Source organism: Betaproteobacteria bacterium (genome assembly GCA_009377585.1).
GTDB lineage: Bacteria > Pseudomonadota > Gammaproteobacteria > Burkholderiales > WYBJ01 > WYBJ01.
The window spans coordinates 37811-57168 of the sequence record WHTS01000024.1 but is presented as its reverse complement, the minus strand read 5'-3'; the positions used below and the strand labels follow the sequence as shown (position 1 = coordinate 57168).

Here is a 19358-nt window from a genome sequence, read left to right as displayed (position 1 = left end):
CGAGAGAGTAAACATCAAAACCGGCCTGTCCATTGCCGCTGCGGGGATCGTCGATGTCGGATAGCAACCGCGTCGCGTGGACCGAGGGCCTGTTCCTGCGGCCGCAACATTTCCAGCAATCCGAACGCTTCCTGGAAAAGCTGCTGCGCGATACGACCAGCCATCTGCTGGCGTATGCGTACGGCTTCACCCAGCTCGCCATCGACCAGGAGCTCGCCAAGCTCGGCAAGCTGGGACTGTCGGCTGCAAGCGGAATACTGCCCGACGGCACGCCGTTCGATATCCCGCGCGATTGCGATATTCCGACTCCGCTCGATGTCCCGGACGGCGCGAAGGATGCGCTGGTCGTGTTGGCCGTGCCGGTCCACCGGCCGGGCATGGGCGCGCTGGGGCTCGAGCGTACGCCCTCGAATGCGCTGGTGCGCTATTTCACCGCGGACTTCGAAGCGCGCGATGCCATCGCGGAGCTCGACAGCACGGCCGAGCTCAAGGTCGGGCGTCTGAATCTTTCGCTGCGCCTGGAGCAGGATCTGTCGGGCGCCTATGCCAGCCTGGGCGTGGCGCGGGTGGTGGAGAAACGCCCCGACGGGCGCGTGCTGCTGGACGAGGAATACTATCCGCCGGTGCTCGATTGCCGTGCCGCGCCGAAGCTGTTCGACTGCGTGAAGGAAGTGTACGGGCTGCTGCGCCATCGCGTGCAGGCGCTGTCGGAGCGCATCGCGCGCCCGGGAACGCAAGGCGTTGCCGAGTTCGCCGACTTCCTTCTGTTGCAGTTGTGCAACCGCATGCAGCCTGTGCTCGAACATCTGTGCAACCGCGCGCCGCTGCATCCCGAAGAGTTCTATCGCCCGCTGGTCGCTCTGGCCGGCGAGCTCGCGACTTTCGCCCGTAAGGACAAGCGCGCGCCGGAGTTCGAACCGTATCGGCAAGCGGCATTGTGGGAGACGTTTCGGCCGGTGATGGAGGAAGTGCGCGCCGGATTGACCGCGATCCTGGAAGCATCGGCGCTGGCGATTCCGCTCGAAGATGTCTCGCAAGGCTACTTCGTCGGCCGGGTGCAGGACGTGGAACTGCTGCGCAACGCCGTATTCGTGCTCGCAGTGAACGCGCAAGTGCCGCCGGAAATGCTGCGCGCGCGCTTTCCGCGCGAGGCGCAGATCGGCTCGCGCGAACGCATCCGCCCGCTGGTCGAATCGCAGCTTCCCGGCATCCCGCTGCGCCCGCTGCCGGTGGCGCCGCGGCAGATTCCGTATCACGCCGGCTACACCTACTTCGAGCTCGACAAGACGCGCCGGCTGAGCGATCCGGTGGATTACTGGAAGGACCTGGAAGCGTCGAGGATGCTCGTGATGCACGTGGCCGGCGACTTTCCCGAGCTCAAGGTGCAGCTGTGGGCGATCCGCGGCGGCGCGTGATGGGCAAGATGCGACCTTCGATTGTTACGTGGTGGATGATGGGTCGCTCCCCTCTCCTCCTGGGAGAGGGGCTGGGGGATGAGGCCGGGAATTCGCGGACCATGGTCCGCGCCGGCCGAACGGCATCGGCCTGCATGCCGATGCGCGCCCTGCAAGGGAGGGAAGTCGTGAGCACGACGCATGTCCCTCACCCTCGATCCCTCTCCCGAAGGGAGAGGGAAGACAAGCATATGGGCGCTGACAAGCGGGGCGCGCAGTGACCGAGGCCAGCCTGCCGAACGAAGATTCGGACGCGACCATCATCGCGAAACCGCAAGGGCGCAAGGTCTTCCAGCGCTCCGCGCTGCAGACCGAGGCCACCGTCGAGGCGGCCGAATCGCACACCATGGATCTCGCCGCGCTGGCGGGCATCAATGCGCTGGTGGCGGCCGCGAACCCGATCCTTTCGCTCGTCCCGCAGCTGCGCTCGTCGGTGTCCTATTCCGACGTGAACGGCTTGCGCGAATTGTTGCTGCGACAGGTGAGCGAGTTCGAAAAATCCGCGCGCGCGCACGCGTTGCCGGAGGAGCACATCCAGGCCGCGAAGTACGCGCTGTGCACGCTGGTCGACGAATCGATCTCGCTCACGCCCTGGGGGCATACCGGGCAATGGGCGCGCATGAGCCTGCTGGTCACGCTCTATCGCGAGACCTGGGGTGGCGAGAAGTTCTTCCTGCTGCTCGGCAAGATGGCCGAGGATCCCGCGAGGCACCTCGCGCTGCTGGAACTGATGTACGTGTGCCTCGCGCTCGGGTTCGAGGGCCGCTATCGCGTCGCCGACAACGGCAGAGCGCAGCTCGAGGAAGTGCGCGAGCGGCTCTACAACATGATCCGGCGTAGCCGCGGGGGTGCGGAGAGCGCGCTGTCGGTGCATTGGAAAGGGCTGCAGACGAGCATCGGGCGCACCGTCCGGTTCCTGCCGCTGTGGGTATCGGCTGCGGTAGCCGCACTGGTGCTGGCGGGCGTGTTCTTCTGGTTGAGCCTGAGCATCAACCAGCGCTCCGACGCGGCGTTCTCGGCCTTGGCCGCATTGAAGGCGCCGGCGCCGCCCGCGCCGCAGGTCACGGTGGTGCCGAAGCCGGTGCCGCCGCGGCTGAGCCGCTTCCTCGCCGAGGAGATCAAGCAGGGCCTGGTGGAAGTGATCGAAACGGAAACGACCAGCCTCGTGCGCATCCGCGGCGACGGCCTGTTCGATTCCGGCGCCGCCTCGGTCGAGCCCAAGGCCGAGGGGCTGCTGCGCCGGATCAGCCAGGCGCTCAACGAAGTTCCGGGGCAGGTGGTCATCACCGGGCACACCGACAGCCAGCCGATCCACTCTGTCCGCTTCCCGTCGAACTGGCACTTGTCGCAGGAGCGCGCCACCTCGGTGCTGCAGCTGATGAACAAGACGGTAACCGATCCCGGCCGCATGAAGGCGGAGGGCCGAGCCGATTCCGAGCCCATCGCTCCCAACGACACGCCGGCCAACCGCGCGCTCAACCGGCGGGTGGAGATCATTCTCAAAGTGGCCGAACAATGAGGCGTTCATTCTTTGCGACTCGCAGCAGGGCTGCAGGTTCGGCGCGCAGCAGGGCTGCAGTTGCGGTCTGCAGCAGGGCTGCAGTTGCGGTCTGCAGCAGGGCTGCAGTTGCGGCTCGCAGCAGGGCTGCAGTTGCGGCTCGCAGCAGGGCTGCAGTTGCGGCTCGCAGCGCCTGCGACCCCGGTCGGGGCAGTCCTTGTGATAGATCCGGGCGCAGGGCTGCGCGCCCCGGTAGTGGCATTCCATGCGCAAGCTGATCAAGAATCGGTGGTTCCTCGGCACCCTCATGGTGCTGGCGATCGCGCTGGTGGTGTGGTTCATCGGGCCGGCGATCGCGATCTTCGATGCGCGCCCGCTGGAACGCGCCAGCGTGCGCTTGATCGTCATCATCGCCGTGGCCGGCGTCTGGCTCGGCATCGAGCTCGGGCGCCTGCTGGCGGCGCGGCAAGCGAACAGGAAACTGCTCGACGGCATTGCGGGCGGCGGAGATGCGCCCGATCCATCGGCCGCGAAGTCCGCCGAAGAGGTGGCGTTGCTGCGCAGCCGCTTCGAGCAGGCCGCCGTCACCTTGAAGAAAGCGAAGTTCACCGGACGCAGCGGCGAGTCCCAGTTCCTGTACCAGCTGCCCTGGTACGTCTTCATCGGCGCGCCGGGCTCGGGCAAGACCACGGCCCTGGTCAACTCGGGCCTGCGCTTCGCGGTGGAGGAAGGCGCCGAGGGGCACTCGGTCAAAGGCGTGGGTGGCACGCGCAACTGCGACTGGTGGTTCACCGACGAAGCCGTCCTGCTCGATACCGCCGGGCGCTACACCACCCAGGAAAGCGAGCAGAAGGCCGATGCCGCCGCGTGGCTCGGCTTCCTCGACCTGCTGAAGAAGCACCGGCCGCGGCGCCCGCTCAACGGCGCCATCATCACCGTCAGCGTGTCCGATCTGCTCGCCTGGAGCGAGCCCGAGCGCATGCGCTATATCGATGCCGTGCGGCTGCGCGTGCTCGAGCTGTATTCGCGGCTTGGCGTGCGCTTCCCGCTGTACGTCATGGTGACCAAGTGCGACCTGCTCGCTGGCTTCAACGAGTTCTTCGCCCAGTACGGGCGCGAGGAGCGCGCGCAGGTCTGGGGCATGACTTTCCCGCACACGCCGGATGCCACCGCGAGTGTCAACTACGCGGCGCAGTTCGGAACCGAGTTCCAGGCGCTCGACGAGCGCTTGAACGGCCTGGTGGTCGATCGCCTGCAGCAGGAGCGCGACCAGCAGCGCCGCGCGCTCATCTATAACTTTCCGCAGCAGTTCGGTGGCATCAAACCGATGCTGGAGGAATTCGTCTCCGCGGTGTTCTCCGGCACGCGCTACGCCGAGCAGCCGATGCTGCGCGGCATCTACTTCACCAGCGGCACGCAGGAAGGCAGCCCGATCGACCGCGTGCTCGGAACGCTGGCGCGAAGCTTCCGGCTCGAACGCAAGATTCTGCCGCCGTCGGTGTCGAGCGGCCGCAGCTACTTCCTGACCGCGCTGCTGAAAGAAGTGATTTTCCCCGAAGCCGGGCTCGTGGGCGCCAATGCGGCGCTCGAGCGGCGCTTGCGCCTGCTGCTGTACGGCGGCTACGCGGTGCTCGCGCTTTTATGCATCGGCCTGCTGGCGCTGTGGGGCACGAGCTACTTCGGCAATCAGCAGCTGATCGCCGAGCTCGAAGACAAGACCAAGGCGGTGCAGGCAAAGATCGAGTCGCTGCCGCCGCCCCAGACCGGCGACCTGCCCGCGGTTTCCGCGCTCCTGTCGGACATGAGAACGCTGGGCGAGCCTTATTCGGATCCCAAGCACGACGTGCCGTGGTCGCTCGGCTTCGGCCTGTACCAGGGCGAGAAGCTGGGCTCGCAGGCGCGGCGCGCCTATGACAGCGCGCTGCGCGATGCTTTCCTGCCGCGCATCGCGCTGCGGCTCGAGCAGCTCATCCGCGAGGTGCCCAATCCGGTCGGCCTGTACGAGTTTCTCAAGGCGTACCTGATGCTCTATTCGGACAAGGTGCTCGATCCGAAAGGGCTCGAGGCACTGCTGGCGCTCGATTGGGAGCGCAATCTGCCGACCGGCGACGGCGGCCAGCTCGCGCAGAGCCTGCAGGGACATCTGCGCGCAGCGCTCGCGAATCGGCCGCTCGACATGACGCGTGCGCAGGAAACGCAGCTCGTGGCCGACGCGCGCGAGAAGCTCGCACGCGCTTCGCTCACCGACCGGATCTATTTCCGCCTGCGCCAGGAAGCCGAGTACAGCGATATCGCGGCGTTCTCGTTGAGCGACGCGGCCGGGCCGAGCGCAGCGCAGGTGTTCGAGCGCCGCTCCGGCGCGCCGTTGACGCAGGGCGTGCCGGGCTTTTTCACCTTGAACGGCTACTACAAGGCGTTCAAGCCCGCGGCCGCGCGCACCACGCAGCGCCTGGCCCAGGAGGAATCGTGGGTGCTCGGGCGCAAGAGCGCAGTCGCCGCGGTCGCCGAGTCGCCCCAGGCGCTGGAGGAAGTGCGCCGCCGCTACCTCGAAGACTACATCCGCACCTGGGACGAGTTCCTGAGCGACATCCGCTTGAAGCGGCCGCAGAATCTGTCGCAGACCGTTGCGCTGGTCCGCACCCTGTCGGGATCGGATTCGCCGCTGCGCCGGCTGGTGGTCGCGGCTGCCAAGCAAGTCTCGCTCTCCGAGGGCGACGGTTCGGTCAAGTCGGCCGCCACCCAGGCGATCACGGACAGCGTCGTGGATTCCACCAAGAAGGCGCTCTCCGGCATTCTGGGATCCGCGACCAAGATCGACACCGGCGCGCGAGAGCGGCCCGAGGCGATCGTCGACGATCATTTCCGCGAGCTGCGGGCGCTTGCGGAGGGCAAGGAAGGCGCGCCGTCGCAGATCGACCAGGTGATCGCGAAGCTGCGCGAATACTACAGCCAGCTGGTGGCGATGGAGGAGTCCGAGCGCCGCGGCGAGCCGGTGAAGCCGCCGCTTGCAGCGCGCGAGCTCGAAGGCGACGCATCGCAGTTGCCCTCGCCCGTGCGCGAGGCGCTGCGCGGCGCGGCACAGGCGGGATTGTCGCAGGGCGACCGGGCGAGCCGCGAGAGCGTGATGAAGTCGATCATGGCGGCGTCGGACTTCTGTCGCAAGGCGATCGCGGGCCGCTACCCGTTCAACAAGCAGGCCGCCAACGAAGTCACCGTGGACGATTTCAGCCGCGTGTTCGGCCCCGGCGGGGATCTCGACGAGGTGTTCAAGAGCCAGGTCGCGCAGTACGTCGACACCTCGGGGGCGACCTGGCGCAGCCGCGGGCGCGAAGGCGTGCAGGTCCCCGCCGGCGTCATCGCTCAGTTCCAGCGCGCGGCGATCATTCGCGACGCGTTCTTCCGGCCGGGTTCGAAGATGCCCGCCGCCGCAGCCGATCTGCGCGTGCTGTCGATGGACGAGCGCGTGAGCCACGTCACGCTCGAGATCGACAACCAGGTGATGCGCTTCGATCGCATCGCCGCCATCGCGGTGAAGATCGGCTGGCCGAGCCAGCGCCCCGGCGGAACGGTGCGCCTGCAAGCCTATCCGAGCGGCGCGGCGCTCACGCTGGAAGGCACCTGGGCGCTGTTCCGGTTGATCGATCGCGGCAACCCGCAGGTCGGCGCACAGCCCGACCGTCTGCAGCTGGCCTACAACTTCGGCGGGGCTCCGGTCACTTATGAATTGCGCGCGACCAGCATCTACAACCCGTTTCGCCTGCGCGCATTGGAGGAATTCCGATGCCCCGGGAGTTGAGCATGCAGGATCGCGGCCAAACCGGCTTCTACGGCAAGATGCCCGATCAGGGCGATTTCGTCAGCCGCCGGGTCGCGCACGTGTTCGTGCAGCACTGGGACGAGTGGCTGCAACACTGTCTGACCCATTGCCGCACGGCGCTCGCTGCGGATTGGGAGCGCCTGTATCGCGATGCACCGGTGTGGCGCTTTCTGCTCGCGCCCGGCACCTGCGGTGCGCCGGCGTGGGCCGGCCTGGTGCAACCGAGCGTGGATCGCGTCGGGCGTTATTTTCCACTCACCGTGGCGGCCGAATTGCCGAGCGATGTGGAAGTGCTCGACACCATGGTCCGCGCCAGTGCGTGGTACGAGGCGATCGAGCGCATTGCCGCACTGGCGTTCGACAACCAGATCACCGTGGACGGCATGGAGCGGCAGTTGTCCGCGGTCGCGTTTCCGGCGCACGCGATCGTGCACGCGGACAGTGCCGAGGACACCTTGCCGATTGCCGCGCGCGAAGTGAGCGCGCTGAAAGTGGGTTGCCCGAACGGGAGTGGCCTCGTGAACGTTGGCAACGCATTGCGCGAGGATCAGGTGAGCGTGGGCCACGATCATTGCGTATGGTTCAACGCCAACCCGGGCGACGTGGAGCGTGTCGTGCTCGTGACGCGGAGCTTGCCGCCGTCCGCGCTGTCGCAAGCGTTGTTCGACGGCCGCTGGGCCGCGCACGGCTGGCCTTCGGCGCGCTCGGACGCGCAGATTCCCGTATGAAATCGAAGGCGCGGACCGAGTCTTATTGCCTTGCGGCCCCATTTTGCCGGGCGTACACTTGTTCGACTCTGCTGCCGTGGCAAGCGTGCGCTGTGGCATGTCGGCAGAATGATCAGGGACGGCCGACGTAGTGCTCTCAGACGGAGATATCGAACAGCTGCTTGCTCCGGTAAGCGCGGAAGCTCCGGCTGGCGACAACCTCGAATACGACGCAGGCTTCTCCGAGCTGGAGCGCGCGGGCGCGGGCAAGGAAGAACGTTACTCGGGCGGGGAGCTCATCCCGGCAGAGGAGCCCGAATGGAGAACGGTGCGTGAGCTTGCCGTCGCGCTGTTCGCGCGAACGAAGGATTTGCGCGTCGCCGTACAGCTCGCCAAAGCGGAGACCGCGCTTTCCGGCATCGCCGGATTGCAGGCGGGCATGCAGCTGATGCGCGCGCTGCTGGAGCAATGTTGGGACGAGGTCCACCCCAAGCTGGAAGCGGAGGAGGACTACGACCCGGTGTTCCGCATCAACGCGCTCGCAGCCATCGACGATCCGCTCGGTCTGCTCGGCCTGTTGCGCAAGACCGCCCTGGTGGAGGCGCGCTCGGTCGGAAGCTTCACCTTCCGCGACCTGGATGTCGCCGAGGAGCGCGCCACGGCGGCGGAGAATGCAACCGCGCCGTCGCTCGATCTGCTGAAGGCGGCGTTGCGCGAGGCGGGTTCGGCCGAGGCCGGGTCGCGCCTCGGCATTCTGCAGAAGGTGCGCGAGGATCTGCGCGCCGTCGAAGCCATCTTCCGCAGCCGCGCATCCGGTGGCCAAAGCCCGGACATCGAAAAGCTCGACACCACCCTCGCTCATGGCATCGCGTTCCTGGAAACCGGAGTCGAGCGAGCCGAATCCGGCGCAGGAGCCGGCGATGCGGATGTCATGAGCTCGGGGCCGCAGGCCGGGGCGGGTGGCGCGGGTCCGGGCCTGGGTGCGTTGCGCAGCCGCGAGGACGTGAAGCGCGTGCTCGAGCAGGTGTGCGAATACCTGGAAAAGGTGGAGCCGAGCAATCCCGCGCCGCTGCTCATCCGGCGTGCGCGCCGCCTGCTCGATCGCAGCTTCATCGACATCATTCAGGACCTGGCCCCCGATGCCTTCGGACAGATCGAGAAGCTCGCCGGCACCGAGCAAGGGGCTTCGCAGGAATAGCGCGCCGGCCGCAAGAACGGTGAAAGCGCGGTGAAAACCCGGCGCGGCCACGCAACAGCAGTCGTCATACTTTTGCAACAAGGAGACAGGCCATGGCCCAGAGCAGCCAGAAGTTCATTGCCCGCAATCGTGCGCCGCGCGTGCAGATCGAGTACGACGTGGAGCTCTATGGTGCGGAGAAGAAGGTCCAGTTGCCGTTTGTCATGGGCGTCATGTCGGATCTCTCGGGGAAGCCCACCGAGCCGCTGCCGCCGGTGGCGGACCGCAAGTTTCTCGCGATCGACGTCGACAACTTCGACGAGCGGCTGAAGTCGATGAAGCCCAGGGTCGCCTTCCAGGTGCCCAACACCCTCACCGGCGAGGGCAACATCAGCGTCGACATCACCTTCGAGAGCATGGACGATTTCTCGCCGGCGGCGGTGGCGAAGAAGGTCGATGCGCTCAACAAGCTGCTGCAGGCGCGCAACGAGCTTGCCAATCTGCTCACGTACATGGACGGCAAGACCGGTGCCGAGGAGCTCATCGCCAAGGTGTTGCACGACCCCGCGCTGCTGCAGTCGCTTGCTCAAGCGCCCAAGCCCGAAGAGAGCGGCCAGGCCTAGTGCACGGCTCAACAATGAACTCATTCTCGAAGGTGGCATATGGCTGAAGCTCAGACCCAGACCCAGGCGACAACCGGCGAAGCGCAGCTGGACGAGTTCTCCGCGCTGCTCAACAAGGAATTCAAGCCCAGGACCGATCAGGCCAAGGATGCGGTCGAGAGCGCGGTTCGCACCCTCGCCGCGCAGGCCCTGGTCGACACCAAGCTCGTCTCCAGCGACGCGATCAAGTCGATCGAAGCGATCATTGCGGCGATCGACAAGAAGCTGACCGAGCAGATCAACATGATCATCCATAACGAGGACTTCCAGAAGCTGGAAGGCGCATGGCGCGGACTCAACTACCTCGTCAACAATACCGAGACCGACGAGCAGTTGAAGATCCGCGTGATGAACATCTCCAAGGCGGAATTGGGGCGCACGCTCAAGCGCTACAAGGGCACGGCCTGGGATCAAAGCCCGATCTTCAAGAAAACCTACGAAGAGGAATTCGGGCAGTTCGGCGGCGAGCCGTTCGGCTGTTTCGTCGGCGACTACCACTTCGACCATACGCCGCCCGACGTCGAGCTGCTCGGCGAGATGGCCAAGGTGTGCGCGGCGTCGCACTCGCCGTTCATCGCCGGGTCCTCGCCCACCGTCATGCAGATGGAATCGTGGCGCGAGCTGGCCAACCCGCGCGACCTGACGAAGATCTTCAGCTCGCCCGAGTACGCACCGTGGCGCTCGCTGCGCGACTCGGAGGATGCGCGCTACATCGGGCTCGCCATGCCGAGGTTCCTGTCGCGCACGCCCTACGGAGCGAAGACCAACCCGGTCGAGGAGTTCAACTTCGAAGAGGACGTGGAAGGCTCGCAGCACGATCGCTACACCTGGACCAATGCGGCCTACGCCATGGCGGTGAACATCAACCGGGCCTTCAAGATGTACGGCTGGTGCACCCGCATCCGCGGCGTGGAATCGGGCGGTGCGGTCGAGAACCTGCCCTGCCACACCTTCCCCACCGACGATGGCGGCGTCGACATGAAGTGCCCGACGGAAATCGCGATCAGCGACCGGCGCGAAGCGGAGCTGGCGAAGAACGGCTTCATGCCGCTCATCCATCGCAAGAACTCCGATTTCGCGGCCTTCATCGGCGCGCAGTCGTTGCAGAAGCCCGCCGAATATTCCGATCCGGATGCAACGGCGAACGCCAATCTGGCGGCGCGCCTGCCTTATCTGTTCGCCACCTGCCGCTTCGCCCACTACCTGAAGTGCATGGTGCGCGACAAGATCGGCTCGTTCAAGGAGCGCTCCGACATGGAGCGCTGGCTGAGCAACTGGATCAACCAGTACGTCGACGGCGATCCGGCCAATTCGAGCGAGACCACCAAGGCGCAGAAGCCGCTGGCGGCCGCCGAAGTCATCGTGGAAGAGGTGGAGGGCAATCCGGGCTATTACAACTCGAAATTCTTCCTGCGGCCCCACTATCAGCTCGAGGGGCTCACGGTCTCGCTGCGACTGGTATCGAAGCTGCCCTCGGTGAAGGGCGGTTGATGCGTTTTTCGCGGCAAGTCGTGACAGGAGTGCTTGTGTAGCGGTGCCGCCCGCAAGCCTGCAAAAGACGGCTATTTTTGGCGGCTAATTCTCAATTTGCATAGGAGTTGTACCCATGGCAGTCGACATGTTCATCACGCTGGGCTCGAAGATCAAGGGCGAAACCCAGGACAAGGAGTTCAAGGCCGCCGGTGCCTGCGATGTGCTGGCCTGGAGTTGGGGGATGTCGAATTCGGGCTCGTTCCACGCGGGCGGCGGCGGCGGTGCCGGGAAGGCCAACTTCCAGGACGTCTCGTTCACCAAGTATGTCGACAAGGCGACCCCGGCGCTCATGATCGCCGTGGCGAAGGGCTCGCACATCGACGAGTGCAAGCTCACCTGCCGCAAGGCCGGCGAAGGCCAGCAGAAGTACATCGAGGTCACGATGAAGAAATGCCTCGTGTCGTCCGTGTCCACCGGCGGCAGCGGCGGCGAGGACCGGTTGACCGAGAACGTCACCCTGAATTTCGCCGAAGTCACCTTCGAGTACTTCACGCAGAACGAGAAGGGCGTGACGGCCTCGGGCGGCAAGCTCGCCTATGACATCTCGAAGAACGCGGACATTTGATCGTCGCGCCGCGTGGCCTGCCGCCAGCGATTCGGGCCTATCCGCCTCGATCGAATGTCGGCACGCTGCCGCCCAGCGCGATTGGCCGCGACACTCGAGCGTTGCGCGCCAGCGCAGTTGCCGACGGGGTGACCGTGAATCGGGCGCCGAAGCCACGGTCACCGGTCGCGTGCCTGTCAGGTAGCGCAAAAATTCAGAGCTCGCGGGCCTGCGTCGCCCTTCAGGCGAACGCAATCCCGCAGCGGCTGCTCGAGGCGCCTCGCCGAGCCGAGGCTGCCGAACTAAAAGGAAGCGGATGACTGCTGAAGACAGCCTGCGCGAAGGCAACGTGGAGCAGGCCTTGGCGCAGTTGCAGGACCGGGTTCGGAAGAATCCGGCCGCCGCCAAGGAGCGGATCTTCCTGTTCCAGCTGCTGTCCGTGCTGGGGCAATGGGAACGCGCCGCCAGCCAGCTTGGGGTCGTCGGCGATCTGGACGCAAGCGCGGCTCCGATGGTGCAGACCTATCGGACAGCACTGAACTGCGAGGCCTTTCGCGCCACCGTGTTCGCCGGGGAAAAGACGCCGCTCGTGTTCGGCGATCCCGCCGATTGGGTGGCGAGAATGGTGGAGGCGCTGCGCCTGGCCGCTCAGGGTCGCCACGCCGATGCCGAGCGCCTGCGCGCCGAGGCCTTGGAGCAGGCGCCTGCCGCCTCGGGCGAAATCGATGGTCAGGCCTTCGACTGGATTGCCGATGCCGACAGCCGCCTCGGACCGATCTGCGAGGCGATCGTCAACGGCAAGTACTACTGGATTCCGTTCAATCGCCTGCACGTCGTCGCCGTCGAGCCGCCCGAGGACCTGCGCGATTTCGTCTGGATGCCGGCCCGTCTCACCTTCGCCAACGGCGGCGAATCCGTGGCCCTGATTCCCACGCGTTACCCCGGATCGGAAAGCCATGCCGAGGGCGCGATCCGGCTTGGCCGCAAGACCGACTGGGTGCAGGTGTCGCCGGAGAGCTTTCATGGCCTCGGACAACGCATGTTCGCGACCGAGGCGGGCGAATACCCCTTGATGGCCATGCGCCGGATTCAGATCGGCGAACCCGTTGCAGACGCAAGCTAGTGTGATGAATCATGGGTTCGTCGTACATCCGTCATTCCCGCGCACGCGGGAATCCAGAGCGAGGTTTCGCCTGGACCCCCGCGTTCGCAGGGGTGACGAACATCTGATTCTGGATGCTATCGAGCGTTCCCTATTTCATGTCACGCTCGTCCCTCACCCCCAACCCCTCTCCCGGGGGGAGAGGGGAGCGTCGCGTCCGTATTGGACTGTCGTCCAATACGGAACGATCAATAGATGTCGATGCGGCGATGGCAGCGAGACCTGCTGCCGAGCGGCGCTTGGCGCACCCGCGCACCGGTCCTGCGCGTAACGCAATGGCCGAACTGCTGCCCCAGGATCGTTTGCAGCCTGCGCTGCTCGATCGTCTGATCGACGACGAGCCGGAGAAGAAGACGGAGCCGCCGGAGCGCCGGGTGCTTACCCTGAGCCGCTTGCGCGAATCGGCGCTGCGCGATCTGAACTGGCTGTTCAACGCCACCCAGATGGCAACCGCCGAGGCGCTGGAGGACCATCCCTACGTGGCGGGCTCGGTCGTTAACTACGGCCTGCCGGCGTTCTCCGGCACGACCGCCTCGGGCATCGACGTGCGCGCGATGGAGAGTGCGCTGCGCCAGGCGATCCTCGACTTCGAGCCGCGACTGCTCGCTCACAGCGTGCGGGTCAAGGCGCGGCTCATCGAGCGCGAAGAGAACACGCACAACCGGCTTTCGTTCGACATCGAGTGCAAGCTGTGGGCGCAGCCCGCGCCGATTGCCCTGCTGCTGCACTCGGACGTCGATCTGGAGAGCGGGCAGACCACCGTCGCCGAGACGGGAAGGCGCTGATGGATCCGCGGCTGCTCGACTACTACGGCCAGGAGCTGCAGTACATCCGCGAGATGGGCGCGGAGTTCGCGCAGGAGTATCCGAAGATCGCCGCTCGCCTGGCGCTTTCCGGTCTCGAATGCGCCGATCCCTACGTCGAGCGTCTGCTCGAGGGCTTCGCGTTCCTCACCGCGCGGGTGCAGTTGCGGATCGATTCGGAATTTCCGCGCTTCACCCAGCAGCTGCTGAGCATGGTGTATCCGGACTATCTGTGCCCGATGCCGTCGATGATCGTGGCGCAAGTGGCGCCCGATCTGACCGAGGCGGGGCTGGCGAAGGGGTTCGAGATCCCGCGCGGATCCGCGCTCACCGCACAGCGCAGCATCGAGGCAGCCACGGCGTGCGAATATCGCACCGCGCACGCGCTCTCGCTGTGGCCGCTGCGCATCGCGGGCGCTTCGTACCGGGCCTATGCGGGCGATCTGCCGCCCGGCCTGCCGCTCGCGAAAGCACCGCAAGCGGTCTTGCGCCTGCGCCTTGCCGCGACCGCCAATCTCAAGCTGAACCAGCTGGCCTTGGGCACGCTGGCGCTGTACCTGGCGGGGGCTGAGAATGTCGCTTACCGCCTGTACGAAACGATACTCGCCGATGCGCAGGGTGCGTTCCTGTCCATTCCCGGCGAGCGCAAGATGGTGGGGCCATACCTTTCCCGCGACCATATCGGCGAGCTCGGATTCGGCGACGACGAAGCGCTGCTGCCGCCGGGCCCGAGAACCTTTCAGGGCCATCGGCTGCTGCAGGAATATCTCGCCTTTCCGGCCCGCTTCCTGTTCCTGGCGATCTCGGGGCTCGAACGCTCGATGGCGCAGGCCAATGTCTCGGAGCTCGAGCTCACCATACCGCTCGCGCATCACGAGCGGATGCTCGAAGACAGCGTCTCGGCGGACGATTTCGCCTTGCATTGCGTGCCGGCGATCAATCTCTTTCCCAAGCGGGCCGATCGCATGCACACCGATACGCCGCGCGCCGAGTATCACGTCGTGCCCGATCGCACCCGGCCGATGGATTTCGAAGTCTATCGCGTGCAATCGGTGATCGGCTACGGCGAAGGGGTCGAGGCGCAGCGCGAATTCCTGCCCTTCTACGCGATGTACGACGAGCGCATCGACGCACAGTCCGATGCCTACTTCACGCTGCGGCGCGAGCCGCGCGTGCTGTCCGAGAAGCAGCGCCGCACCGGGCCGCGCACGAGCTATGTCGGCAGCGAAGTGTTCCTCTCGCTGGTGGATGCGCGCGAAGCGCCGTTCGAGGCGGACCTGCGCCAGTTGGGCGTCGAGACGCTGTGCACCAACCGCGATCTGCCGTTGCGAATGCCGCTGGGCTCGCCGCGAGGCGATTTCGGGCTCGAAATGGCGGGGCCGGTGGAGGCGGTGCGCTGCCGCAAGGGGCCGACGCCCCCGCAGCCGGCGCATCTGGCCGGCGAGTCGTCGTGGCGGCTGATCGGGTTGCTGTCGCAGAACTATCTATCGCTCGTGGACAGCAATCCGCGCGAGGGTGCCGATGCGCTGCGCGAGTTGCTCGGGCTGTGTGCGGCCCAACTCGAAATGTCGTCGCGCAAGCAGATCTCGGGGCTGCGCAGCGTGGCCTGCGGCCAGATCGTGCGCCGGCTGCCGACGCCGGGGCCGGTTGCATTCGGCCGCGGCATCGAGGTCACGCTCGAGATCGATGAGAGCGCACTGGGTGGCATGGGGGCGTATCTGTTCGGCGCCGTGCTGCGCCACTTTCTGAGCCGGCACGTTTCGCTCAACAGTTTCGTCGAGGTCGTGCTGAGAATCACGGGACGCGGGGAGGTGATGCGGTGGCCGCCGATCATCGGGGCTCGGCCCGTCATATGAAAAAGAGCAACAGCCTGCCGCCATGGCAACGAATCCCGGACTGAGGGCACTAACGCTGTTCCAGGCGCTGGCCGAGAATCCGCACGCGTTCGATTTCTATCGGGCGCTGCGCGAGATCGAATGCGCGTTTCCCGACAAGCCGCGCATCGGCGAGGCGCGCCGCCCGCAGGACGAGCCCGTTCGCTTCGGCCAGGATGCGTCGCTCGCCTTCGCCCCCGCCACGCTCGCGGCTTTCGTGCGCGGCGAGGACGGCAGGCCGCCGCGGCTCATCCAGAGCTTTTTCGGTCTGCTGGGCCCCAACGGAGCGCTGCCGCTGCATCTCACCGAGTTCGCGCGCGACCGCATGCGCAATTCCGGCGACCCGACCCTGGTGCGCTTCCTCGACATATTCCATCATCGCCTGATCGCCGTCTTCTATCGCGCCTGGGCGCGCGCCCAGCCCGCGGTGAGCATGGACCGCTCCGAGCGCGATCGCTTCATGCTCTACCTGGGCGCGTTCGTCGGTCTGGCCGAAAAGCGGCTGCGCGGGCGCGATGCGCTGCCCGATGCGGTGAAGCTCTCGTTCGCGGGCCTGCTCGGAAGGGGCGTGCGCAATGCCGATGGGCTGGTTGCGATCCTGCGCGAGTTTTTGGGCGTGCCGGTCGCAATTCAGCAATGGGTCGCGCACTGGATGGCGCTGCCCGATTCGCTGCTCACGCGCCTCGGCAACGAGGCGGTGTGCGGGCTCGGCATCACCGCGGTCGCCGGCGCCCGCGTGTGGGATTTGCAGAGCCGGTTTCGCGTCGTGGTGGGGCCGCTGTCGTTCGCCGATTACGAACGCTTCCTGCCCGGGGGCGAGAGCTACCGCAAACTGAGCGACTGGGTGCGCAACTACGTGGGCTTCGAGTACAAGTGGGATTCGCGCGTGATGCTCGAGGCCGATCAGGTCCCGCCGCTGCTGCTCGGCTACAACGGCCGCCTGGGATGGACCAGCTGGCTTGGAACGCGATTGAACGAAGCGCCTGCCGCGGACCTGCTGCTCGCCGGTCATTAGTCGCCGGCCTTCACTCCCCTCTCCCTTCGGGAGAGGGGCTGGGGGGTGAGCACGGGAATTCGCGGACCATGGTCCGCGCCGGGCGAACGGCATCGGCCTGCATGCCGATGCGCGCACTGCAAGTGAGGGAAGTCGTGCGCATGACGCATAATTTCCCTCACCCTCGATCCCTCTCCCGAAGGGAGAGGGAAGACAACCATGCCCCTTGGGACAAATTCAAGTGGCGGGGTGTGAAAGGCGATTGGGTGAGCGCGCTAGGCCGCAGCCGCGCATAGGCTGTACGATGTAACGAATGCTTGCAGCGACCGCGCGCAACGCCGGGTCGCAACGAAGGGAGAATGCAATGTCCGAGATAAGCCGGGTAGCACTGTTTGGAAAGCTCAACTCGCTCGGTTACAAGGCGATCGAAGGTGCGACGGTATTCTGCAAGCTGCGCGGAAATCCGTATGTCGAGATGGTGCACTGGCTGCACCAGATCCTGCAGAATCAGGACAGCGACCTGCATCGCATCGTGCGTCACTTCGGCATCGATCACTCCCGCCTCGCATCCGATATGACCGCGGCGCTGGATGCGCTGCCGCGCGGATCGACCGCCATTTCGGATCTGTCGGAGCACATCGAGAGCGCGGTGGAGCGCGGCTGGGTGTACGGCACGCTCAAGTACGGAGAGGGCGCGGTTCGCACCGGGCATCTGCTGGTCGGGTGCCTCAAGACCACGACGTTGCGCAACGCGCTCTACGCGATGTCGCGCCAGTTCCAGGCGATCACGCCCGACGTGCTGGCCGACGACCTGGCGAAGATCGTGGCCGGTTCGCCGGAGGACGGGTTGGCGGCCCGCGACGGCTCGCAGGTCGGCGGCGGCGCGGCGCCGGGCGAAGCGAGCGGTGCGATTGCGCCCGCGCAGATGGGCAAGCAGGAGGCGCTCGCGCGCTTCACCATCGACCTCACCGAGCAGGCGCACAGCGGCAAGCTCGATCCGGTGGTGGGGCGCGACGAGGAGATCCGCCAGATCGTCGACATCCTGATGCGCCGGCGCCAGAACAACCCGCTGCTCACCGGCGAGGCGGGCGTGGGCAAGACCGCCGTGGTCGAGGGCTTCGCGCTCAAGATCGCGGCGGGCGATGTGCCGCCGCCGTTGAAGGAGGTGTCGCTGCGCACCCTCGACGTGGGGCTCCTGCAGGCGGGCGCGAGCATGAAGGGCGAATTCGAGCAGCGCCTTCGCAGCGTCATCGAGGAAGTGCAGGCTTCGCCCAAGCCGATCATTCTGTTCATCGACGAGGCGCACACGCTGGTGGGCGCGGGCGGCGCGGCCGGAACGGGCGATGCGGCCAATTTGCTCAAGCCCGCGCTCGCGCGCGGCACACTGCGCACCGTGGCGGCCACCACCTGGGCCGAATACAAGAAGCATATCGAGAAGGACCCCGCGCTCACGCGCCGCTTCCAGGTGGTGCAGGTGGCCGAGCCTGGTGAAGAGAAGGGCATTCTCATGATGCGCGGCATCGTCACCACCATGGAGAAGCATCACAAGGTGCAGATCCTGGACGAGGCGATCGAAGCCGCGGTGAAGCTCTCGCACCGCTACATCCCGGCGCGTCAGCTGCCCGACAAGGCGGTGAGCCTGCTCGATACCGCGTGTGCGCGAGTTGCTATCAGCCAGTATGCCGTGCCGCCCGAGGTCGACGATTGTCGCAAGCGCATCCAGGCACTGGAGAACGAGCTGGAAATCATCGGCCGCGAGACCGCCGTGGGCATCGATACGGCCGAGCGGGAAGCGGCCGCACGGGAAAAGCTCGCCGCGGAGAAGGGCCGCCTGGCCGAGCTCGAGCCGCGTTGGGAGGCGGAGCGGGCGCTGGTGGAGACGATCCTGGCGTTGCGCGGAAAACTGCGCGCCGCTTCGGGCAAGGTCGAAGGTACGGCGAGCGAGCTGGAGGCTGCGGCCGCGGCGGCTGCGGCCAGCACCTCGGTTCAGAGCGCGAACCCCGAGGCACCCAAGACCGCGGCGCCGACCCTGAGCGAGGAAGAGCGCGGTGGGTTGCTCGAGCAGTTGCGCAAGGCGCAGTCGGAGCTGCATCAGTTGCAGGGCGAGCGGCCGCTCATCCTGCCGACGGTCGATCACCAGGCGATCGCCGCCGTGGTGGAAGACTGGACCGGCATCCCGGTCGGGCGCATGGTGAAGAACGAGGTAGAAGCGATCCTCAAGCTCGCCGACACGCTCTCGCAGCGCATCATCGGCCAGCGCCATGCGCTCGACATGATCGCACGGCGCATCCAGACTTCGCGCGCCAAGCTCGACAATCCGAACAAGCCGATCGGGGTGTTCATGCTCGCCGGCACGTCGGGCGTGGGCAAGACCGAGACGGCGCTGGCGCTCGCCGAGGTGCTCTACGGCGGCGAGCAGAACATCATCACCATCAACATGAGCGAGTACCAGGAAGCGCACACGGTCTCGACCCTCAAGGGCGCGCCGCCCGGGTACGTGGGCTACGGCGAAGGCGGGGTGCTCACCGAAGCGGTGCGCCGCCGGCCCTACTCGGTGGTGCTGCTCGACGAAGTCGAGAAGGCGCATCCCGACGTGCACGAGATTTTCTTCCAGGTGTTCGACAAGGGCTGGATGGAAGACGGCGAGGGCAGGGTGATCGACTTCAAGAACACCGTCATCCTGCTCACCACCAACGCGGGCACCGATCTCATCATGAGCCTGTGCAAGGACCCGGAGTTGATCCCGGAGGCCGAAACGATCGCCAAGGCGCTGCGCGAGCCGCTGCTCAAGGTGTTTCCGCCGGCGCTGCTCGGGCGCCTGGTGGTCATCCCGTACTATCCGCTGAACGACGAGATGATCGGCTCGATCGCGCGCCTGCAGCTCGGCCGCATCCAGAAGCGCATCCAGGAGAACCACAAGGTTCCGTTCAGCTACGACGACGAGGTGATCAAGCTGATCGCCAGCCGCTGCACCGAGCTCGAGAGCGGCGGGCGCATGATCGATGCGATCCTGACCAATACCGTGCTGCCCAGGCTGAGCGAGGAGTTCCTCAAGCGCATGATGGAAGGCAGGCCGGTCGAACGCGTTCGCGTTCGCGTCGACAACGGGGATTTCGGCTATGCGTTCGATTGA

13 protein-coding genes are annotated in these 19358 nt (G+C 66.2%); all 13 read left to right on the top strand.

Annotation, left to right across the window (positions count from 1 at the left end):
- Nucleotides 1-53 precede the first annotated feature (53 nt).
- The 13 genes from tssK (at nt 54) to tssH (ending at nt 19358) form a co-directional block, all read left to right on the top strand.
- Nucleotides 54-1415, top strand: a complete 1362-nt coding sequence (gene tssK / locus GEV05_10485) for a type VI secretion system baseplate subunit TssK (protein ID MPZ43814.1) — start codon at nt 54-56, stop codon at nt 1413-1415.
- A gap of 256 nt (nt 1416-1671) precedes the next feature.
- The gene (locus GEV05_10480; protein MPZ43813.1) at nt 1672-2973 is read left to right on the top strand and encodes a DotU family type VI secretion system protein; all 1302 of its coding nucleotides are present in this window, start codon (nt 1672-1674) and stop codon (nt 2971-2973) included.
- A gap of 244 nt (nt 2974-3217) precedes the next feature.
- A complete protein-coding gene (tssM, locus tag GEV05_10475) occupies nt 3218-6748 on the top strand; it encodes a type VI secretion system membrane subunit TssM (GenBank protein MPZ43812.1) in 3531 nt (1176 codons plus the stop codon).
- Entirely contained in the window at nt 6733-7497 is a 765-nt protein-coding gene (tagF, locus tag GEV05_10470) for a type VI secretion system-associated protein TagF (GenBank protein MPZ43811.1), read from the top strand. The genes tssM and tagF overlap by 16 nt, the downstream gene beginning before the upstream one ends.
- Nucleotides 7498-7627: 130 nt before the next feature.
- Nucleotides 7628-8674: a type VI secretion system protein TssA gene (tssA, locus tag GEV05_10465; GenBank protein MPZ43810.1), complete on the top strand. Its 1047-nt coding sequence runs from the start codon at nt 7628-7630 to the stop codon at nt 8672-8674.
- Nucleotides 8675-8766: 92 nt separating this feature from the next.
- The gene (tssB, locus tag GEV05_10460) at nt 8767-9276 is read left to right on the top strand and encodes a type VI secretion system contractile sheath small subunit (protein ID MPZ43809.1); all 510 of its coding nucleotides are present in this window, start codon (nt 8767-8769) and stop codon (nt 9274-9276) included.
- A 39-nt stretch (nt 9277-9315) separates the two neighbouring features.
- On the top strand, nt 9316-10806 hold the full coding sequence (gene tssC, locus GEV05_10455; protein ID MPZ43808.1) for a type VI secretion system contractile sheath large subunit: 1491 nt from the start codon (nt 9316-9318) through the stop codon (nt 10804-10806).
- A 115-nt stretch (nt 10807-10921) separates the two neighbouring features.
- The gene (locus GEV05_10450; GenBank protein MPZ43807.1) at nt 10922-11413 is read left to right on the top strand and encodes an Hcp1 family type VI secretion system effector; all 492 of its coding nucleotides are present in this window, start codon (nt 10922-10924) and stop codon (nt 11411-11413) included.
- Between the two features lie 295 nt (nt 11414-11708).
- On the top strand, nt 11709-12515 hold the full coding sequence (locus tag GEV05_10445; GenBank protein MPZ43806.1) for a virulence protein SciE type: 807 nt from the start codon (nt 11709-11711) through the stop codon (nt 12513-12515).
- Between the two features lie 314 nt (nt 12516-12829).
- On the top strand, nt 12830-13339 hold the full coding sequence (gene tssE, locus GEV05_10440) for a type VI secretion system baseplate subunit TssE (GenBank protein ID MPZ43805.1): 510 nt from the start codon (nt 12830-12832) through the stop codon (nt 13337-13339).
- Nucleotides 13339-15213, top strand: coding sequence for a type VI secretion system baseplate subunit TssF (tssF, locus tag GEV05_10435; protein ID MPZ43804.1), 1875 nt, complete (start codon nt 13339-13341; stop codon nt 15211-15213). The genes tssE and tssF overlap by 1 nt, the downstream gene beginning before the upstream one ends.
- A 22-nt stretch (nt 15214-15235) precedes the next feature.
- On the top strand, nt 15236-16246 hold the full coding sequence (tssG, locus tag GEV05_10430) for a type VI secretion system baseplate subunit TssG (GenBank protein ID MPZ43803.1): 1011 nt from the start codon (nt 15236-15238) through the stop codon (nt 16244-16246).
- Between the two features lie 343 nt (nt 16247-16589).
- Nucleotides 16590-19358, top strand: a complete 2769-nt coding sequence (gene tssH, locus GEV05_10425) for a type VI secretion system ATPase TssH (GenBank protein ID MPZ43802.1) — start codon at nt 16590-16592, stop codon at nt 19356-19358.